Source organism: Rufibacter glacialis (genome assembly GCF_008271745.1).
GTDB lineage: Bacteria > Bacteroidota > Bacteroidia > Cytophagales > Hymenobacteraceae > Nibribacter > Nibribacter glacialis.
The window spans coordinates 91,004-110,689 of record NZ_VKKZ01000022.1 but is presented as its reverse complement, the minus strand read 5'-3'; the positions used below and the strand labels follow the sequence as shown (position 1 = coordinate 110,689).

Annotated in this window: 10 protein-coding genes; all 10 read right to left on the bottom strand. The window is 49.3% G+C overall.

Going from position 1 to position 19,686, the window contains the following annotated elements; translation table 11 throughout:
• Nucleotides 1–7: 7 nt before the first annotated feature.
• The 10 genes from FOE74_RS14475 to FOE74_RS14430 all read right to left on the bottom strand — a co-directional run bounded on the left by FOE74_RS14475 (nucleotide 8) and on the right by FOE74_RS14430 (nucleotide 19,103).
• Nucleotides 8–3,118, bottom strand: coding sequence for a SusC/RagA family TonB-linked outer membrane protein (locus tag FOE74_RS14475; RefSeq protein ID WP_225840829.1), 3,111 nt, complete (start codon nucleotides 3,116–3,118; stop codon nucleotides 8–10).
• Between the two features lie 681 nt (nucleotides 3,119–3,799).
• Nucleotides 3,800–4,543 (bottom strand): DUF6250 domain-containing protein, encoded by a 744-nt coding sequence (locus FOE74_RS14470; protein ID WP_149099345.1) that lies wholly within the window; start codon nucleotides 4,541–4,543, stop codon nucleotides 3,800–3,802.
• Nucleotides 4,544–4,605: 62 nt separating this feature from the next.
• Complete coding sequence (locus FOE74_RS14465) at nucleotides 4,606–7,308, bottom strand: exo-rhamnogalacturonan lyase family protein (RefSeq protein WP_149099344.1); 2,703 nt, start codon at nucleotides 7,306–7,308, stop codon at nucleotides 4,606–4,608.
• 204 nt (nucleotides 7,309–7,512) lie between these two features.
• Entirely contained in the window at nucleotides 7,513–10,389 is a 2,877-nt protein-coding gene (locus FOE74_RS14460) for a glycosyl hydrolase (RefSeq protein WP_149099343.1), read from the bottom strand.
• Between the two features lie 83 nt (nucleotides 10,390–10,472).
• Nucleotides 10,473–10,796: an L-rhamnose mutarotase gene (gene rhaM / locus FOE74_RS14455; RefSeq protein WP_149099342.1), complete on the bottom strand. Its 324-nt coding sequence runs from the start codon at nucleotides 10,794–10,796 to the stop codon at nucleotides 10,473–10,475.
• On the bottom strand, nucleotides 10,796–12,412 hold the full coding sequence (locus FOE74_RS14450) for an arylsulfatase (RefSeq protein ID WP_149099341.1): 1,617 nt from the start codon (nucleotides 12,410–12,412) through the stop codon (nucleotides 10,796–10,798). The genes rhaM and FOE74_RS14450 overlap by 1 nt, the downstream gene beginning before the upstream one ends.
• 141 nt (nucleotides 12,413–12,553) lie before the next feature.
• Nucleotides 12,554–12,760, bottom strand: coding sequence for a hypothetical protein (locus tag FOE74_RS14445; protein WP_149099340.1), 207 nt, complete (start codon nucleotides 12,758–12,760; stop codon nucleotides 12,554–12,556).
• A gap of 157 nt (nucleotides 12,761–12,917) precedes the next feature.
• The gene (locus FOE74_RS14440) at nucleotides 12,918–14,429 is read right to left on the bottom strand and encodes a RagB/SusD family nutrient uptake outer membrane protein (RefSeq protein WP_149099339.1); all 1,512 of its coding nucleotides are present in this window, start codon (nucleotides 14,427–14,429) and stop codon (nucleotides 12,918–12,920) included.
• Nucleotides 14,430–14,451: 22 nt separating this feature from the next.
• Nucleotides 14,452–17,637 (bottom strand): SusC/RagA family TonB-linked outer membrane protein, encoded by a 3,186-nt coding sequence (locus FOE74_RS14435; RefSeq protein WP_149099338.1) that lies wholly within the window; start codon nucleotides 17,635–17,637, stop codon nucleotides 14,452–14,454.
• A gap of 449 nt (nucleotides 17,638–18,086) precedes the next feature.
• Nucleotides 18,087–19,103 (bottom strand): GntR family transcriptional regulator, encoded by a 1,017-nt coding sequence (locus FOE74_RS14430; protein WP_149099337.1) that lies wholly within the window; start codon nucleotides 19,101–19,103, stop codon nucleotides 18,087–18,089.
• Nucleotides 19,104–19,686: the final 583 nt, after the last annotated feature.

The following is a 19,686-nucleotide window of genomic DNA, read 5'->3' as shown; positions in this document are numbered from 1 at the left end:
TTATTCATTAAAACCCAACTCTCAAACCAAACACATAGCTTCTGGTGCTCAGGCCAAGAGCTCTTCTATTTTCCGAAGCACCTGTACCCGGATCACTTACCTCAGGATCCAAGGCTTCAAAATCAGTGAACAAGAAAGGATTGACCACATTCACATACACTCCTAAGTTGCTTCCCCTGAATTTGGAGACAAATGACTGCGGGAAAGTGTAGTTCAAAGAGATGTTCCTCACTTTCACAAAGTCTCCCTTCTGGTATTGGAGTGACTGCCCAAACTCAGAGATATCCTTGTCTTTAACTGGCCGTGGGTACTCATTGCTTGGATTAGTAGGAGTCCAATAATCACGGGCAATGCTTTGATATCTGCCACCTAAACCTGGGCGGTACATGATATTGTTTATCAGGTGGCCCATTCTGGCGTACACCAGGAACGTCAACTCAAACCCTTTGTAAGACAACCTGTTGTTGACACTACCAGACCACTTGGGTCTGTTAGATCCCAGCACCATCAGGTCTTGGGCATTGATCTGAAAATCGTTATTGACATCTACCACCCGTATGTCACCAGGTACCCGTCCATATTTGGCGGCTAGGTCTTTCTGGTCTGTCTGCCAGATTCCGTCAAACTTATAGTCATAATAAACCCCCAGCGGTTGTCCTATAAACCACCTGTTCCCCACATCATCCACCTCCCCAAGGTGTGTTTCCACGAACTCTTCTTTGTTTCTGGAGAAGATAAAGTCAGTGCTCCAGTTGAAACCATCTGCTGACTGTACATTATGGGTAGTTAATGAAACTTCTACCCCCGTGTTACGGGTAGCGCCAATGTTCTGTAAAACACTGCCGAAACCAGAGGCGGTTGGCACCGCTCTAGGCATAATTAAATTTGTGGTGTTTGCCTGGTAAACATCTACCGACCCACTGATTCTGTGATTAAAGAAGGTGAAATCAATACCACCATTGAAGGTGCTGGTTTTCTCCCAACTTAAGTCTGGTAACCGTTGACCAGTTGGGGTGTATCCGTAGGCCGCCGTCTCATTCCATATGTACGGGGTACGACTCAAAACTCCACCTGTCTGGTAAGGGTCAACAGAAGACTGACCTACCGCACCGTAGCCTACCCGCAATTTAAGTTCGTTGATAAAGCTTACAGCTTTCAGGAACTCTTCTTCCTGCATTTTCCAGGCCAAGGCAAAAGAAGGGAAGAAATCCCATTGGTTACCCGAGGCTAATACAGAAGACCCGTCATAGCGACCAGAGGCAGTCAACAAATAGCGGTCTTTAAAACTATAATTAACCCGGCCCATAAAGGACTGCATGGTTCTAAGGGAATAGCCACTCGAAAAAGCACTGGGCTGCCCTAGATTGGTGGTTCCTATGTTGTACCATAACTGGCTTTCATAAGGCAAATCAGTGGCTGTGATACCTGAAGATTCAAATCTGTCTTTCTGGACACTTTGTAATAAGGTTACCCCTAAAGCATGGTCACTCCCAAAGTTCTTGTCATAGAACAGCAGGTTCTCCACCACATAAGTGAAATTCTGGTTTTGGCTGTTGACCGCCCTGGAGGTACCCTGGCGCTCTGCAGAAATACCACTTTCATAGGTCCCATTTCTGGTTTGCCGGAAATCAGGCCCGAAGTTCAGCCGGTACCGCAAGCCTTTCCCCAATTTTGCTTCGCCATAAAAACTACCGAAGAAACGTGTCGTCCGTCGCTCGTTGAAAACCAAGTCGGCTTCCCGAACTGGGTTGTACACCTGATCATCCGCTCCCGGAAGTTCTATGAAATTCCCTTGAGGATCATACGGCACAGCAAGTGAGTTCTGGGCAATAAACCGGCCGTAGATATTACCCCCCAAATTCTGGATGTTGACGTTGGCGTTGATAGAAGCACCCATGGTCAGGAACTTGGCTACGTCAAAATCCATATTCAGGCGGGCATTATATCTCTTAAAGTCCTGGCCCCGCTGAATCCCTTCCTGGTCTAAATACCCCACAGAAAAAGCAGTTCTGACTTTGTCAGAGCCGCCCCTAACCATGATCTGGTGGTTTTGGGTAACGGCATCTTGAAAGGCCATATCTTGCCAATCAGTGCTTCTTACATTCGCTGGGTTATAGATGGGGAGTTCAGCTACTCCGTACCGGGCCTGTTCTTCTGCCGTGGCAGGGCGCATGCGGGGAATACGCTTTTCCCGGTCAACCCACTCGTACCCCATGGCTAAGGATTCCCAGGTATAAGGGTCCGCCCCAAATAACCGGAAGTCATCTACAGGATTGGGAAAAGGAGTAGAGTATCTATCTTGACCATTTATATTCCTATAGGCTTCGCGCCTGAGTTCAGCAAACCCTGGACCATCAAAAAGATCTAATTTCACCAATGGCCTGTCTAAACTGAGGTAGGTATCATAATTGACGGTGAATTTACCTTCCCTCCCCTTTTTAGTGGTTACTAGAATCACCCCATTAGCACCTCTAGAGCCGTAAATAGCTGTTGAGGAGGCATCTTTCAAGATTTCTATAGACTCAATGTCTAATGGATTAAAGTCGTTTAACCCTGTTCCCTGGGCTAGCGGTATTCCATCTACTACATATAAGGGTTGGTTAGTAGCACTTATAGATCGGTTTCCTCTGATGGTGATGACGGGAGCCTCTCCAGGTCTAAAGGTACCAGCAGCTACGTCAACACCAGCTGCCCGCCCTTGAAGCGCTTGGGAGATATTCTGCACCGGCACCTGCGCAATCTGTTCCGCTGATACTGAAGACAGGGCACCCGTTACGTCGCTTTTCTGGGCAGTTCCGTACCCCACCACCACCACCTCATCCAACGCCTGGGCGTCTGTTTTGAGGGAGACGTTGATGGTGGTACGCCCGTTAAGGGCCACCTCCTGGGTCACATACCCTATGAAAGAGACCAATAAAGTAGCATTTGCATCTGGTACGTTTAAGGTAAAATTACCTTCCACGTCTGTGGCAGTAGCAATGGTGGTACCTTTTACCATCACCGTCACGCCTGGCATGCCTTTCCCGTCTTCACCGGTCACTTTCCCACTGACGGCCACGTCTGCGTAGGCGGAAGTCTTATGGTTCTGATTTGCCTCCCCTCTTTTGGTTGTAGCCACAGTTGCGGTAAAGGCGGCCCTACCGTTGCTGGCTCCTTTCAAGGTCACCATGCTATCAGCATGCGCTGCATTTGTGCCAATGCCAAGCAAGGGCAAGGCTAAACAAACATAGCAAGCATAATAAAATCTCTTCTTCATACTATCCTTCTATTAAGTACTACAGGGCTTTCATGGCGGTCTGCTCAATGGACTATTACTTAAAAATAAAAACCTTTCAATGGACACGTATCCTGCACTATCCTGTCTGTTGTTGCGGGTCACGGTATTTTCACCTTGCTTTTCCTCGCTTTTAAACCACCTAAGAACAGCAGCTACTTCACCGAATAAGCCATCAAAACAGCGGCTCAGGGAGAGTACCCGGTAGACAGGATTATTGGAGGGCGAAGAAAAAAAAATACCCCTAAAAGAAGGAAGCTCTGGAAAGGATGGTTTTTCCTGGCACGCTGCGGCCCGACTTGCCTGGAGGAAAGCGGCAGAAGTAGTTCTGGCAAACTAAGGTTCTAGAGTCCAATCATTCTTCTCACCAGCTCAGAAACAGATAGGGTACAAGGACGTTCTTCTCCCAGTCCAGCCTTGGTGGAGGGAGCAGAATAGAAGATGTGACACCTAAAGGGTTTATGAGAGAAAAAACCAGCCTACAGGAAGCCCAAAAGCAGGCTTACCGGGAGATGAGCAGCTATTTTATCTAATTCGGTACACTTTGAAATCATCTATCTCTTGCCGGGATTGTACCGTCCTGAATCCGAAGTATCCTTCCCGTAACGGTTCTGGGTCTTGAAAGGAGAAGTACTCTTCCTGGTCCACGTAGAACTTGGTGATGCCGTCTTTCACGACAATTGTGATGAAGTACTCCTTGTTAGGTTGTAGCAAATGAGCGGTATCCGTGAGGTCAGTGTAAAGGACCCGCTCCCCGTTTCCGGTGTATTTTCTGAAACGGGTGGTAGAATTAGTGTTCCCGCCAAAGCCCACATAGTACAGAAGCAAGGAATCATATTGGCTGAATTCCCCAGACCTGGTAAAGAGGTTTCCGTTCTTGGGGTCAAGGGCCATCCAGAACTGGTTCAGGTCTGAAAGCCGGTCGTTTTTTCCATTTCCCACCAACACTTTCCGTTTAAACTCAATCAACAGGTTCCCTGAAAGCTTTTTGTTAAACCAGACGGTGGCGCCTCCGGCTACATCCAGTACCAGTTTACCGCCTTGGACATGCACCTTAGAGGAGGGTGAAAGTTGGGCTTCTACCACCCAGTTGCGTAAGTCTGAATCGAAGTTGTCTTCATACAGCAGTTCAGCTTTCTGGTAGAACGCCCTGCTCTTCTGGGGAACAGCCCCACTTCCCGTAGTTGCTCCTGTCTGCGGAACACAACTACCCACAAAGACCAGCAAACTAAACGAAAACAGGAGCCCTAAGAATTTAACTTCTTTCATCAGTCTATGGGCAAAACAAGTGTGGAAAATTAATTCTGAGGGTTTTCCAACGTAAGCGATGGTTAGTTTTTGGGTTTCCCGGTAGAACTCCAGAGCTCGTTTTGTTCCGGCATCTGGTCCCCTACCAATTCCAGCAACTGAATGGCATTGAGGCACCATTGCGCGGTATTGTTGGTGGAGATAGTGGGCACTTCTTCCAGGGGTTTCAAGGCCTGTACCCCCTGAATTAATTGTGGGTCAAACTGCGCCTTGGTTCTGGGAGTCAGAAACTCGGCCCAGGCGCGTTTTGCCAGTTCCGGGTTTCGCTTCCTTTTGGCAGCATAGGCCGGTAAACGCGCAAAATGGGGACCGGGCGCTCCCAGGGTGGTGCGTCTGCCTAAGGCTTTTTCAATGGTGTCTTCTGAAGCCCCATATAACTCACTGTATTGCAGCCAGAGTCTGTTCCAAGTGTCGTTTTGCAAAAGGTCGGTTAATTCAAAGGCTACCTCTGGGCCACCCATGAGTACGGTCAAATGCGCAGAACCAATCGCATCTTTGCTGAGCATGTACATTTTCTGCGTAGCCGGATCATACCCAAAGGCTCCCTGCTTGCCAGAGAAGAACCCATACGGCATCTTAGCGAAGCTGTTGACCCCGGCCATGATTTTATCGCGCCACCGTTTATCACCCGTCCGTTCCCATTCGGTCATCCAGTTCCCTACCAGGGCCAGCCAGTCTGGACCAATGCGGGAGTGCGTGGGGTATTCGCTTTTAGGCAGAATCAACCGCAGCGGATCTACTTCTACCATTGCTTTGTCTGCGATTTGGGCTACTGCGCGCATCATGTCACCGGTACGTTCATCGGTGGTGAGGTAATAGTAGAACCGGCGGTAAGGCGCCTGGCTTTCGCGCACTTCTTTGGAGCCGTCTCCCCAGTGCCGCACGTTATGGCGGGAGCCCAATCCGGCCAGCTTCCCGATGTGGTAGACATCTACCTCACTGGTATGGCGGGTCATGGCCTCGGCCATCTTAAAGATATCGGCGCGGCCGGTACGCAGGAAACTGTACCAGAGCCACAGGTCAGGGGCTAGTTCCGTGTTGGCCCAGGCGAATCCACCTATGTCATAGCGCCAAGTATGCCGCACGGGGTCATACGCATGCATGACATCGCCGTAATTCCAGAAGCCGTACCAGTTGCGTTGGTCTATTTCCTTTTGGTAGAAGGCAATGGCCTTGTCTAGTTGATCTTCTATCCAGCTTTTACCGGAAGTGGAGCGGTCGGGCAAACTCCATACACCGAAGGTATTGACCGAATGCAGGTATTCTGGCGTGGAAACCAATAAAGGTGTCTGGCGGCTAAGGCTGGTGAAGCCACTCAATTCTTCATGCGAGGGAACCTCTGCCCTGGCGAACAAGGTCAGCTCACTCGTGCGGGCAATCCCGTAGGGCGTACTGAACCCTTCCTGCACGTCTTCATAGGTGGCCTCCAGGCCATGGGCCAGGGTATCATAATGGCGCATGTCCATGGCCTCTGCGTACGGGGACCATAGCCAAACCTTCAAGTCGGCCACCCCTTTGGCCGCATTCCGCACTTCCAGAGCCGCGGGGTAAGATTGCCAGAAGTCTTTCAAACCCACGGCTAGCCCGCCTTGCACATCTCCCACAAAAGCCAATCCAGAGGCCCGCTTGCCGGCACTGGCGTCTAACCAGGTGCTTTGGGAGTTGGTCCTTTTCTGGATATTGAATCCGTCTGCGTTGTTCTGGACCAGTTTGTAGTCATTCCAGACCGGGAAGTCCTGGATAAGTTTTTGCTCCGGCTCAGCGAATTGTTCCTGGTTGGCGATGCGCTTTCCGGCTACCTGATTTGGGAAGACATTCTCACCCTGGTAGGTAACCAGCCGTCTTCCCACCAAAGGCCGCACCGGTTCTGCCCAGATTCCGGGCCCTTCCCCCGCAAAACGCACGTGCCGGTTATGGAGCTGTTCGCGCAGGGGCACAGAGAACACCACCGCCAGTCCTTTGATGAAGTCCTGCTGGTCATGGCCATCATAGACCAGGGTGTTCACCAGGCGCACGGCAGTTGATCCGGCATAGAAGTACATCCTGATACTGAAGGGCAGCCACGAACGTCCGCCTTTCTCCGCCTTCAGTTTGCCTTCTACCCGTACCACCGCCCGCACCGGCCCAGATTGCTCTACCGTTACTTTCTCCACCTTGCTAAAGAATAGCTCCTTTCTGGGAGATTCATGCACCTCCCCGTCCGGGCCGTTCTGCAACACGCATTCTAACCGGCCTTGCGTGCCTACCACACGGCCACCCGTCACCAGAGAGTCCAGGAGAAAGCGCCCGGTTCTGGGGATGACGCACTGGAGGTTGCCGGTCTGGATGCGGACGCCTTGGGCATTTTCCTTTACCTGCACCGGCCCTTCTGTTTTGGCAGCTTCTGCTTTGCCCAGGTGCAGTTTCAGGCCAGCCTTGTCAGGCCTAGCCACCGTGGCAAAACCGCTCCACTTCAACGAGCCATCGGGCCAATACGCCAACGGCCACGTTTGCAGGGGCAAGGTCTTGCCAGCAGCATCCGTCAAGTGGAAGGACTGCCCCTTCTTTACAGTTCCCTTCGGCCACGGCACTCCCCAACTTACCCCGGTAGCGCTGTTCAAGGTGTGACCATGGAGCCACTTGAGGTCTACGGGGACAGGTTTCCCTTTTTGGGCCGAAATTGGAAAAACAACCCCAAAACACAAATAGAGGCCAATAACCAAACAGGTGAAACGTAACTTTCCCATGGGCGTGTTCTTTAGGTGGTGAAGGCATTCTGAAAAATCTACCCAAAGCTCAGTCTTGCTACCCCACGCTAACAGGGTCTACGGGCGGGCGGTCCTCTGCCGGGCACTCCCACTTGTGTGGCCAATGCCGGAAAGACATTCCTTAGAAAGGCTCGGTTTTCACGTAGGCTTTCTGGGGAACGGGAGTTCTGGCGGGCGGTAGGTTTAGTTGCCTTTTCTTCCTAAGGAGCCGGAAACCGCACCTGCCGAGGTACTGTAAGGGGTCAAGGTCACTGGCCCCAACAACCCGGAAGGCATTGGTTGCCATACCGAGGCATCAAAAGGCTTGTAATTGATGTTCACGAAATTGATCTCGTAGTAATTACGCCACTGGATTTTCTGCTGGTCCATGTGCCGGATGCGGTTGGCCATCAGGTTTGCTACTTCAATTTTCAGGGTGTTTTTACCCGGCTTCAGGTACTGCCCTACCCTGGCCTGGAACGGGATACTGTTGATATACCCCACTTCCTGACCGTTAATCCACACTTTGGCGCTTTCGTTTACTTTTCCCAAATCCAGCACATATTCGGCCGCTTTTTTGGCAGGCACCTCAAAGGTGATGGTGTATTCGCCGGTACCAGAGAAGGATTCGCCTTTTTTGTCTGGTAACTCGGTCCAGGAGGTCAGTTGCGTTAACTTCTGCTCAGCAGGCAACTCGGGTCCGCCTTGGGTGAAGCGGAGGCTCCAGGTTCCTTTTACTTCTGAGGGAGCACCGGCATTATCCAGGTATTGCCAAGCTATCACCTCAGGGGTCTGTTGGGTGGTGGCCTTCAGGATGAGTGCCTCGCCGGGTTTCATCTGGACCCGTACCGTTGTTTTCTCATGAGAGGTGGAGGAAGCCGCCAACCCGGCATTTCCGCTTTGCGGGTCCAGCATCACCACCGACTGGGCAGCCACGTTCAAAGGTATAGTGGTGTCAATGGCTTTGGCGGTATGGTTTACAAGGTAGTAGTACTTCCCATTGCCAATATGGCGGCGGGTGAATTTCAGTCCGGTGTCGGTGAGGGCTTCCCGCTGGATGTTCTTATAAGCCAGGGCCTTTTGGATGTCTTTGGATAGCAGGATCTCGCCTTTGCCGGCTTTCGTTTGCCTGATGCCGTTGCCCGCATCGGTAAAAGAAAGGGACTTCGTTACTTGTTGCAGCTTCTGTCTTCTGTTCTCCAGGTCATGCAAACCGGGAACCTCGGTGGGCAATTGCTCTATGATAACAGTAGCGCCTTCGTTGGCCAGTTGGATAGCTCTCTCAAAGGTGGTTTCGGCCATGTACTTGCTTTGGGGTAGTACCAGCACTTTGTGCTCCGGAGCAGCAGCGGCCGTCATAATCTGACCATTGTTTACGCTGGATTGGTGCAGCATTTTATCGGAGACAAAATCAACAGAGTAGCCCGCTTCCATCAATCCTTTTGACTGCTTGTAGAATTGCGTGGGATGCAGCCATTCATCCACTTCGTGTACCCCGATCATCATTTGCATGCCCTCAGGTTTGCTCCACACATCATGGATGGGCCAGTACACCAATATCTCATTATCTGCCTTGCCCGCTTGCAACACCGACTGGACCCGCGTGATATATTGGTTGAACCCGTTGAACTGCGGCCACAAACTGTTGGCCGGGGTCATGTTGAGCGAGGCATAAAACAACCAACCGGGCCAAGCCACCTCTTCTGGCGAGTAGGTGACCCCGTGGTAGAAGACATGGTTCACGCCAGACAGGAAAACCTGCTCCACCTCGGGCTTCATCTGGGAATAGGAGGTCTTGAAGTGTTCCCCTAACCACGTGAAGGTCTCACTGGACACCAGGTTTTTCCCGGTCACGTGCGCTGCCGAAGACGCGAATTTCAACATGATAGGATCTGGGTCTACGTTCCGCACATCGGCACTGTCGCGGCGCAGACCGGGGATGGGGAAATAACTAGACCCGAAGGTCTCGCACTCAGGGATGTCTACGGCGGCGTATAAATCCAGGAGGTTCCCGGGAGAGCCATGCGATTGGTTTTTGGTGAGGCTCTTGTGTTTGTGCGCCCACTCGTTCCAAGGAGTATAGAAGTTGTGGTAGAGCATTTCGCTCATGGTTTCCCGATAATCAGATTTAAGGCGGGCTACTTTCTCTGTGTGCTCTTTGCTCACCAGCTCCCGCAGGAAAGGCCGCAGGTCATACCCTCGCCGCTTCTGGAACTCCTCAAAAAAGCCTGCCGACCAGTCCGCGCCGTACACTTCATAGCTGTCGTTATAAAACGCCCTTACGCCGTGGTTGCTGCCGTTGAAGGCTTGGGTGAAAGGCTGTAAATAGGCTTGGGTAGCTGTTTTTGACAGATGGTCCAACGTATAGCCTACTCCGCCCGGGGCAGCTCTCTTCACCATTTGGCGGGTCTTTCCGTTGAAAGCGGCGTAAATCTCCCAGGTACCAGCCGGAGCTTTCCAGTTCAGCTTGCCCTCGGGGCTTACTTTGTCGGTGAGGTTCAGGATGGCTCCTTTGTCATGGTAGGCCATGACCGCCTGCAACACCACGCCTACTTCCTTCTGCTTGGGGTCTTTCACCTCCAGCTTCTCGGTCAGCGTCTGCCCGCCGTTTAGGGCGTACTTTTGCAGAATCAACCTGGAAGCAGCATGCTCCGGCGTTACCTGCGGCCCACCAAAAGGCCATCCCGTGCCTTGGGTCATGTCCACGCCCATGTTCAGGCTGCCCGCTTTCTTTACCGTAGCATCCAGCATGGCCATCCATTGCGGGGACAGGAAATCAAGGTACCTGCTCTCATGCCCTTTAGCCCCGTAGATGGGCGCAATCTCCACGCCGCCTATGCCAGCCTTTGCATATTCGGCCAATAGCCGGTCAATGTTCTTTTCATCTACCGCATTCCCCATCCACCACCAGCGGGTCCAGGGGCGGTTCTCTTTTTTCACCTCAGGCCACAAGGCCTCCGTTTGGGCCTGTTTTGCTGAAATAGCCCCGGAAACCACCGTGGAGGCTTGCGGCTGACGGCAATTGGCCAGCAGAGTTGCGAACAAAGCAAGCGAGGCAAGGGATCTGTATTTAAATGCCATGGGGAAGAATCTGGGTGGTGAGGTAAAATAGGGAGGAATAGCCGGTATTCTAGCCTTTTAACTTTTTTGTGTTCTTAATAAAGCTACGCCAGGTAAAACACTTCTGGCAGGGGAACGGAGACCGGTGAGTTGTCTGGGTTGGTTTCCATGATGTCGGCCATGTAGGCCCACCATTTCTGCACGATCTGGGTAGTGCCTAAATCCTGGGAAGAGGCTCCCTGCTGCTTTTGCACCGCAAATAAGGTATGGGTCTCCTCGTCCAGAAAGATGGAATAGTCACTGACGCCTGCCTCTTTCAAAAGTTGGGCTACCTCTGGCCAGATCTGGTCATGGCGTTTTTTGTATTCCGCCGCACAGCCTGGTTTCAATTTCATTTTGAACGCGAATCTCTGTTTCGTTTGTACCATTATTTCTTTTCCTTCTGCTGCTTATCTAACTCCAACAACTGGGCAAAGGGCACCACATTCGCCCGGGTGGCCCAGCCATTGTAAAGCGTTTCCATTTCCTTCACCTTTTCAGGATGTTGGGCGCTTAGGTCGTTCAATTCTGACCGGTCTGCGGTGATGTTGTAAAGCGCCCACTTGTTTTCCGGAAACATGGAAACCAGTTTCCAGTCGCCCTTCCGTACCGCGCGGTTGCCTTCGTGCTCAAAGAAGAGCGCTTCATGCCCCGCCCATTTCTGGCCTCTGAACACAGGTGCCAGGCTGATGCCTTCCATGGGTTTGATGTTTTTTCCTTTGTAGGTGCTTGGGTAAGCCACCCCAGCGAAATCTAAGGCGGTGGCCATTAAATCTATGAGGTGGGCGGGCTGATGGTTGATGCTGCCGGGTTTGATGGTTCCTGGAAAATAGGCGATAAACGGCGTGGAAATGCCGCCCTCGTGCTCCCAGCGTTTGAACTTGCGGAAGGGCGTGTTGCTCAGGTTGGCTCCGGCGTATTCATAGGAGGTGAAGGAAGCAGGATCACTGGCAGGCTTTTTACTGGCTTCATTTATCTCAGAGGTAAATTCGGGGCCCTCTATGACTTCATAGCTTCCTCCGTTGTCTGACAGGAACATGATGAGCGTATTCTGGTCTTCCCCGGTTTCTTTGAGTTTCTGCCGAAGCCGGCCAATGTTCTGATCCATTCTATCTATCATGGCCGCATATACCGCCATCTTCTCTTCCCACCCTTTTTTCTCTTCTGCTGAAAGCGAAATCCAGGCGGGCACTTCCGGGGCTCTAGACGGGAGTTTAGCTCCTGGGCCTACCACACCCAAGGCTTGCATGCGTCTGAAGCGCTCTTCCCGCAGCACGTCCCACCCTTTGCGGTACTTTCCTCTGTACTTGGCGATATCCTTTTCCAGCGCATGCAAGGGCCAGTGCGGGGCGGTGTACGCCAGGTAGAGAAAGAAGGGGTTGTTCTTATTTTTCCGTTCGTCTATGAACTTCAAGGCGTACTCTGTGTAGGCATTGGTGGCATAGAAGTCTTTGCCAGGCGTGTATTCCGCTTCATCCAAGGCATAGGTGAGTTTTTGGTTGGGGCGGTAAGGCCGGTTCCCGAAGTAGCTGTTGGCGCCATCCAATAGCCCGAAATACCGGTCAAAGCCATGTTTCAGGGGCCATTCTTCTTTGCGGGAATTCAGGTGCCATTTGCCGGTCATCAGGGTCGTATAGCCTCCTTCTTTCAAGGCTTCAGCCATGGTGACACAGTTTTGGTTGAGCATGCCCCGGTACGAAGGATGCTGCCGCTCATTCACCATATGCCCTACTCCCGCCTGGTGCGGATAGACGCCGGTGAGCAAAGACGCCCGGGTAGGGCAACAGCGCGAGGCATTGTAGAATTGGGTCATTTTGAGCCCTCCCCTGGCCAACGCGTCTAAGTGCGGGGTTTCTATCTCCGCCCCAAAACTGCCCAGGTCAGAATACCCCATGTCATCAGCTAGGATGATGATGATGTTGGGCGGCGTTTTCCGTGGCCCCAGGCCCACTAAAAGGCTGGCAGCAACCACCAAACAAAGGCTAAGGACACGGGGCGTTTTCATGGAAGTAGCCTGAAAGGTAAAACAAAAGGTGTCTACTAGAGGCGTGCGCGCACGTCATCCATGCTAAATATAGCCGCTCTTTTCCTTTTGATTATCCTGCTGTGACCTGCCCGCAAAAGCTCTGTTCCAGGCTCCTGCCCCTTATCTCCTCACCAATGACACTCCCATCAGCCCAATCACGACATCATTGGCCAGGGCTTTCACTTCTAATGATTTTAGCTTCTTTTTGGAATTCAAGGGAAGATCCAACACCGTGGCGGCACCTCCCGGGATATAGCTGTTGTAGGCGAAGCCCTTGATATCCGTGTACTTGAAATTCTGGATGAGGTCACCGGTCTTTAGGTGCACCCTGAGCGGCTTAGGCTTGTCAACTGAGAAGGGTAATAATAAAATAAAAGCTTTTCTTTTCTGTGGAATACCATCCTTAATTATAAATTCTTACAAAAAGAAAGAGCGCGCCCTTGGGCGCGCTCTTTCTACAAAGTTATTCTCCTGAAAAAGAATCTTAATAACCTGGATTTTGGTCATACAAGCCTTTTTTAACATCTAGTTGGGTTTGCGGAATAGGATAGACAATATCATTTGCAGTGACCGCATTAATTTTTCTGGCAACATCTTCCGTGGCTCTCCAAGCATTCATCACGTCAAGCACCTTACCTGTTCTTACCAGATCATGCCACCTAAGCCCTTCAGCCGCAAACTCTCTTCTTCGCTCGGCTAAAAGCATATCCAGGTTCACATTAGCAATAGGTTGCAGACCTGCTCTGGCCCTTACCTGATTCACGATGACATCCACCTCTCCCTGACTGCCTCCGGCTCCACCTCTCAAAATGGCTTCTGCCTTCAGCAACAAGACATCTGTGTACCGTAGCACGGGATAATTGATAGGCCAGTTAAAACGGTCTACCCCTGCCCGGCTTACATCCAAGAACTTCACAAACTGTGCCCGGTTGACCAAAGCTCCGTTTGGATCTCTGTAAGAAGGCAAGATGATGAAATTATCACGCACGTCATTTGCTGAATAGGAGTTGATCAAATCATTAGATGGTGTTTTAGGGCCATCTATTGGAATACCGCCCGGAAATGGAATACCTATGGCTCGCGCATATAGCTCTTCATACATCTCAGATGGCAGATTAGAACCCACCCCTACATCCCCGGCGCTTCCGCCAATGGCTTGCACATCAAAAACTATATCTGGGTTGTTCTCATTGGTATAGGAGAAGATGCTGGCATAGTTATTAACCCAGGAGTACTGCCCACTGCTGATGACATCATTCAATAAAGTAAGTGCTTTACTATACTCATTTACCCCCAAGGTAGGTCCGGCCGGATGTAGCTTGGGCCCGGAACGGGTTAGGTGTACCAGGGCTAATATTCCTTTGGCGGCAGATGCAGTTACCCTTCCTCTGTTTTGGGCATTGTAGGTAGTAGGCAACTTTGAAATGGCATCTTCAAGATCTGATATGATCAACGCATATACTTCTTCAACCGGGCTTCTGGGTACTTCAAGGGCCTGGGCTGGCGTCAGAACTCTATTGAATAATGGAACTCTGCCAAACAACCTCACCAGATCAAAGTAGTAGAAGGCCCTTAAAAATTTTGCCTCCCCGATGAACCTGTCTCTGGTAGCGGCATCTGGAACTACCGTTTCGTTTATTTTATCTAAAACCGTGTTCGATCGTAAAATACCTACATAATTGGCGTTCCAGGCATCTGATATCAACGGGTTGGTGGCCAACGTTTTCTCAAAGTTGTTCACGGGGTTCCACTCTCGCACACCAGACACACCGGGAGCATACACATTATCTGATCTAACCTCAGACAAGTTCAGGCTCCTGACCGGATAGCTCCCCAAGGCATTATAAATACCGTTTACTGCAATTTGGAAATCTTCCGTGTTTCGGTAGAAATTAGCAGCACTGGCTTCTGAAATGGGTGCTTGGTCTAAATCGTCTTCACATGCTCCTAGACTAAGTAGCAAAGCCGAACAAAGTAGTATTCCTATTCTTTTCATGATTCTGGTCTTTTAAGGGTAGTTAAAAGGTGAGGTTCAATCCAACTATCATGGACTTAGATAATGGGAAAGCGCCATAATCATCACCTCCATTGTTCACAGCTTCTGGGTTGAAACCTCCGGTGTACTTATCATCCCCAAACCAGTTTTCAGCAGTTACATACACTCTGGCACCGCTGATGAATTTGCTTTTCATAAGCCCTCCAAGGTTATAGCCCAAGGTGATGTTTCTTACCCGCCAATAATCAGAAGGGTATAACCAATCTGTGTTCTTGATCCGGCCAAAGCTGGATGGGGCTTTGTGGGTCTCCCCGTCGCCAGGGTCTTCGGGCGACCTCCATCTGTTGCGGTACATCCCCAAGGTATTGTCTATAAAGTCCATACCCGTTCTGTTTACCGCACGCCCAAAGGTAGAGTAGATTTTTCCGCCCCACTGGCCTTGCACCAGAACACTTAGATCAAACCCTTTGTAACTAAAGGAATTGTTGATACCCCACACATAATCTGGATTAGGATGGCCAGATAACACACGGTCACCTGCATCTATTTTGCCGTCTTTGTTGGCATCTAGGTACTTAGGATCTCCTGGCTCTTGCTTGCCATACATGGGGTAGCCAGCAGCTATGTCTTGGGCTGACAACAGGCCCACTTGCTGTACCAACCACAAGCTGTACATCGGCTGACCAACCATTAATAAGTTATGGTTTATGTCCCAATCTCCGCCTGCAATGGGGGTATTGTTAGGACCAAGCTGCCTTACTTCATTCTGGTTGTGGCTGAAATTCAGGTTTGTATTCCACTCAAACAAACCCGTCAGGTTGCGGGTGGTAAGCTCTAATTCCCAGCCTCTGTTGACTACTTTCCCAATGTTCGTGAGCGCGGTGGTAAATCCGGAAGCCGTAGGAACCGGAATATTCAACAGAAGGTCTCTGTTTGTTTTAACATAAAAGTCAAATGAGGTGAATACGCGGTTTGAGAGCAGGCCCAAATCAAAACCAACATCTATGGTCTCTGATTCCTCCCAACTTAACCTTGGGTTAGGAAAGTTTTGTGGAACCTGCCCGTTCGCCAAACCTGATCCGAAAGAGTAATTAGCTACCCGTAAGCGGGAGATATCATCATAATCACCAACCCCGTTGTTACCGGCAATACCCCAGCTTGCCCTTAACTTCAGATCATTGATAACTGGTATATTCTGCATAAACCTCTCCTGAGAAACCCTCCAGCCAATAGAAGCAGATGGGAAAACGCCCCACTGTGTTTCATCTCCGAATCTTGAAGAACCGTCTCTCCGGATAGAGGCCGAAAGCAGGTAACGGTCATTGTAGTTATACTGCACCCGACCAAAGTAGGAGAACAGAACATTCCGAGTTTCAGCACTGGTGCCTGAAAAGGAGGTAGCTTGATTTAAGGTTGGAATCTCATTGGAAGTATACCCTGCCCCGCTAAGTCGCCAGCTGTCGAATTTGTAGTTGCTATAAGAAATCCCACCTAGTGCAGAAATATTATGCATCTTGGCAAAGGTTCTATTATAGTCTAAGGTATTTTCATTTACGAAGGTTTGTCTACGATAGCCTAACAGACTCCCTGTGGTGTTTCTGTTGATGGCTAACTTAGCGGGTAACCAGTTTTTGGTTGTTGCATCAGCATGGTCTAAGTTAAACGTAGTCCTAAAATTAAGCCCTTCCAGGATTTTATACTGTCCGAAAATGGTAGCCAGCGTTCTGAAAACTTTATTTTCCCCTATGGCTTCTCTGGCAACCGCAACCGGACTTACCCTGGCAGGTCCCCAGGTGTACACGTTAAAAGGAGCAACACCTGTTTGCAGACCTGCACTTTCCTCCACTACCGGGGGCATAGAAACCGATAAGTGCATTAACTGGTCTTTACCCTCCACCCCAGGGTCATTTGTAACCGCATAAGAAGGAGAAAGATTTAGACCTAAAGTTAATTTGTCATTGGCTTTTACCTCCACATTGGCTCGCGCAGAGTATCTCTCATACCCCAGGCCAATGGCCACTCCCTGCTGATTTAAGTAATCACCAGAAACAAAGTAATTGACTGCATCTGTGCCTCCACTGGCAGAAAGCTGGTAGTTTTTCACATTACCTTGGCGGAATAATTCATCCTGCCAATCAATAAACTTCAAGCCAGGGTATCCTTCCTGTAGCCATCTGTCATCAATCATGAAGTTGCGGTTTACTGACCCGGCAGGCAGCTTTAGTAGTACTCGCCTTTCTTCTGTAGTTTGATTGGCTGTTCTGCCTGTACCGGAACGCACCCAGTTGTAATTAATGCTTTCAATCGCCCTATCAATCCATTCTTCCCCGTTAAGCACATCAAGCTTTTTAACCACTTCACTAACACCTCCATAAACATTCAGGTTTATCTTGGCTTTACCCGTTTTCCCTCTTTTTGTGGTGATCAGTACCACTCCGTTTGATGCCCTGGAGCCGTAGATAGCCGAAGCAGCCGCATCTTTTAATACTTGGATGGACTCTATATCATTGGGATTGATATTATCTAAGGGGTTGCCACTGGAATAACCCCCGCCAGAATTTTGCGGCTGAACCGCTAACGGGAAACCATCAATCACATAAAGAGGCTCATTGTTGGCCGAAATTGATCCTGTTCCTCTAACCTGGATACTAAAACCTCTGCCAGGCACTCCACTGGTTTGTTGAACCCTTACGCCGGCCATTTGGCCTACTAATGCTTGGTCCACCCTGGCCAAAGGGCGCTCATTTAGCTTTTCAGCATTCATGGTGGCAATAGCCCCAGTTACATCGGCTCTTTTCTGGGTGCCATAACCTACTACCACTACTTCTTCTAAGGCTTTGGCATCATCAGACAAAGTGATATTTAAAGTTGCTGGCCCGGTGAAGGCCTTTTCCTGGGAGGTAAATCCTATATAAGAGAAAACCAGGGTTCCTGGGGCTTCTGGAACAGCGATAGTAAAGCTCCCATCTACCCCGGTAGAAGAAGCAGTGGTAGAGCCTTTCAGTAAAACAGTAACTCCTGGTAAAGGATCTCCAGTACTAGAAACAACTTTTCCAGAAAGTGTCCACTGAAAAGCATAGTTATTGTCTGCAAATGGATGAGATGTAGCCTTATACGGAACTACAACACCTACCATACTCAAAGGAATACATGCGAGGAAGCAATTAAGCCGCCATAGCCTACTTTGCTTTGGTAAAAACTTAGTCATACTTTATCTTTAAATATGTAAAACACTATTCTGTTTAGAAAACCTCACCTGCCATGAATAGGTAGGAGATATACCCCAAAGACCCTGTATCAAATATTGACCGCTGGTATCTTCTTTAAATATTAACAAAATGCTACACTAGAAATAATGATGGAAACTAGATTCCTAGAGAACTCAAGAACCTTATTCCTTCTTCCAGCCTTTTACCAAAACTAGATCATCACTTACTTCTTTCTATCCTGTTGTATCCTGTTAACAGCTAGCAAAATTTATCTTCTAGGTATTGCTATTGAAAACAACTTTGAGCCAATCTTCTAAATTGCCAATAGGCAAGGCTCAGCAAATTTGTAGCTGAACAAAACATGGATTACCTGAATCAAACGCATAAAAAAACCCTGCCTCTTCTTAAGAAAAGCCAGGGTTAAAAATTTTAAAGTTCTATTTTATAATTAGAGCGAATTTCTTCGAACAAGCATAAAGGGATTATGGATTTTCTCTCTCAACTTCTGCTTGATCATAAACCCTGCCGTTTCCCCCATCAATTCATGGTCTGTGGAAACTACCGTGATGCCGGCATCCAGGATCTTTTTCAAGGGGGTATCATTATAGGAGATCAGGCCAATGTCTTTTCCTAATTGCAAATGGTTGGCCCGGGTTTGGGTGATCAGGTTGGCCAGGTCTGACTCTTCCAGGACAAGGAAGGCCGTTCCGGGAACCAAGGGTTCCTGCAGCACGCAGCCTATGACGGCATGCTCCATAGACATTTCCCGGCAGAATTGCCGAAAACCTTTGACAATCTCTATGGGGTAGGAAATCTCCCGTGGGTACACCAGCACAAACTTATTATACTTACTCAACAGGTCTTCCCCAGAGTGCAAGGCTCTTCTGATGTCCCGTTCAAAATCCTGGAAAACGGCCCCACAATTCCCATGAAACGTCTCTACGTTCTTATCCAGGAGAATCAGCTTGTCTTCGGGTATTTTGTTCAGGGCCTGGGTGAATTCCTCCAAGCCGGAGGAGATATGGGGCATGACCACATAGTAGTCATACTTGCCGATATTCTCCTGGATTAGGTTCCCGCAGATTTTACCGTCATAATGGTGGATGTGCAGATCTACCACCGCGTCTTCCCCTAATACCTTGAGCATGGAATAGTAGATGGCTTTTTTATAAGCACTCAGCTTATTGAACAGCAACAGCACCCTTATTTTGCTGGCGGCGAAGCTATTGCTGATATAACAGCCTTTGCCTTTGACTGAGCTGATCACGCCTTTCTTACGCAGAATCCTGTACGCTTTCTCAATGGTGTCTCTGGAAAGGTAGTACATCTCACTGGTCTCGTTGATGGACGGAACACGCTCACCACGTTTCAATACACCGGCCTCTATATCCTGAATTACCGCATTGACCACCTGTAAGTACTTGGGGATGGCTGATGTAGAATCTATTCTGTCTAGAAGTTCCATAGAGTTAATTAAAAAGGGGATATCAATATTTAAACAACTTATTCAAAGAAAACTAAACTAGAGGCCATTTGAGGTTTTGCAAAAATTGTAATTTCCGTTTACCTCCCTACCCTCCTTAGATGCTACTTACTACTTCTTCCTTCCGCCAACTTCTCCACAGTCCGATTGGTACTTGTGCTATCGATTGCACAATCCTATATAAAAAAGAGGTGGAAAAACACCTTGAATACTCATGACAACCTGATTAGATATTATCCAATCCTTGGTCTTTCTATTGAAATTTAATCAATTATTTCTTTTCATACTAGGTTTAAAATAAAAATTCTGTAATTATTTTTTTCTTCTTCCATTTTTAGGCCAGCTCGCTCGTTTGCCTTATTGCTGCAACAAGGCGGTACTATTCAAAGCCAATCTTGTAGCCTTTGGATACAGGAAACGTCTTGGCAAACAGTTCAAAGAAACGAAGGAAAAGCAAGGGCTTATCATTGGCAACTCCAGCTGAAACCAAAGCAGGTGGATGATGGTAATGTTTGCACAGACATTGCGTTTTTGGCAAAAACCTAAGCCCCTATTATCAGTCTTC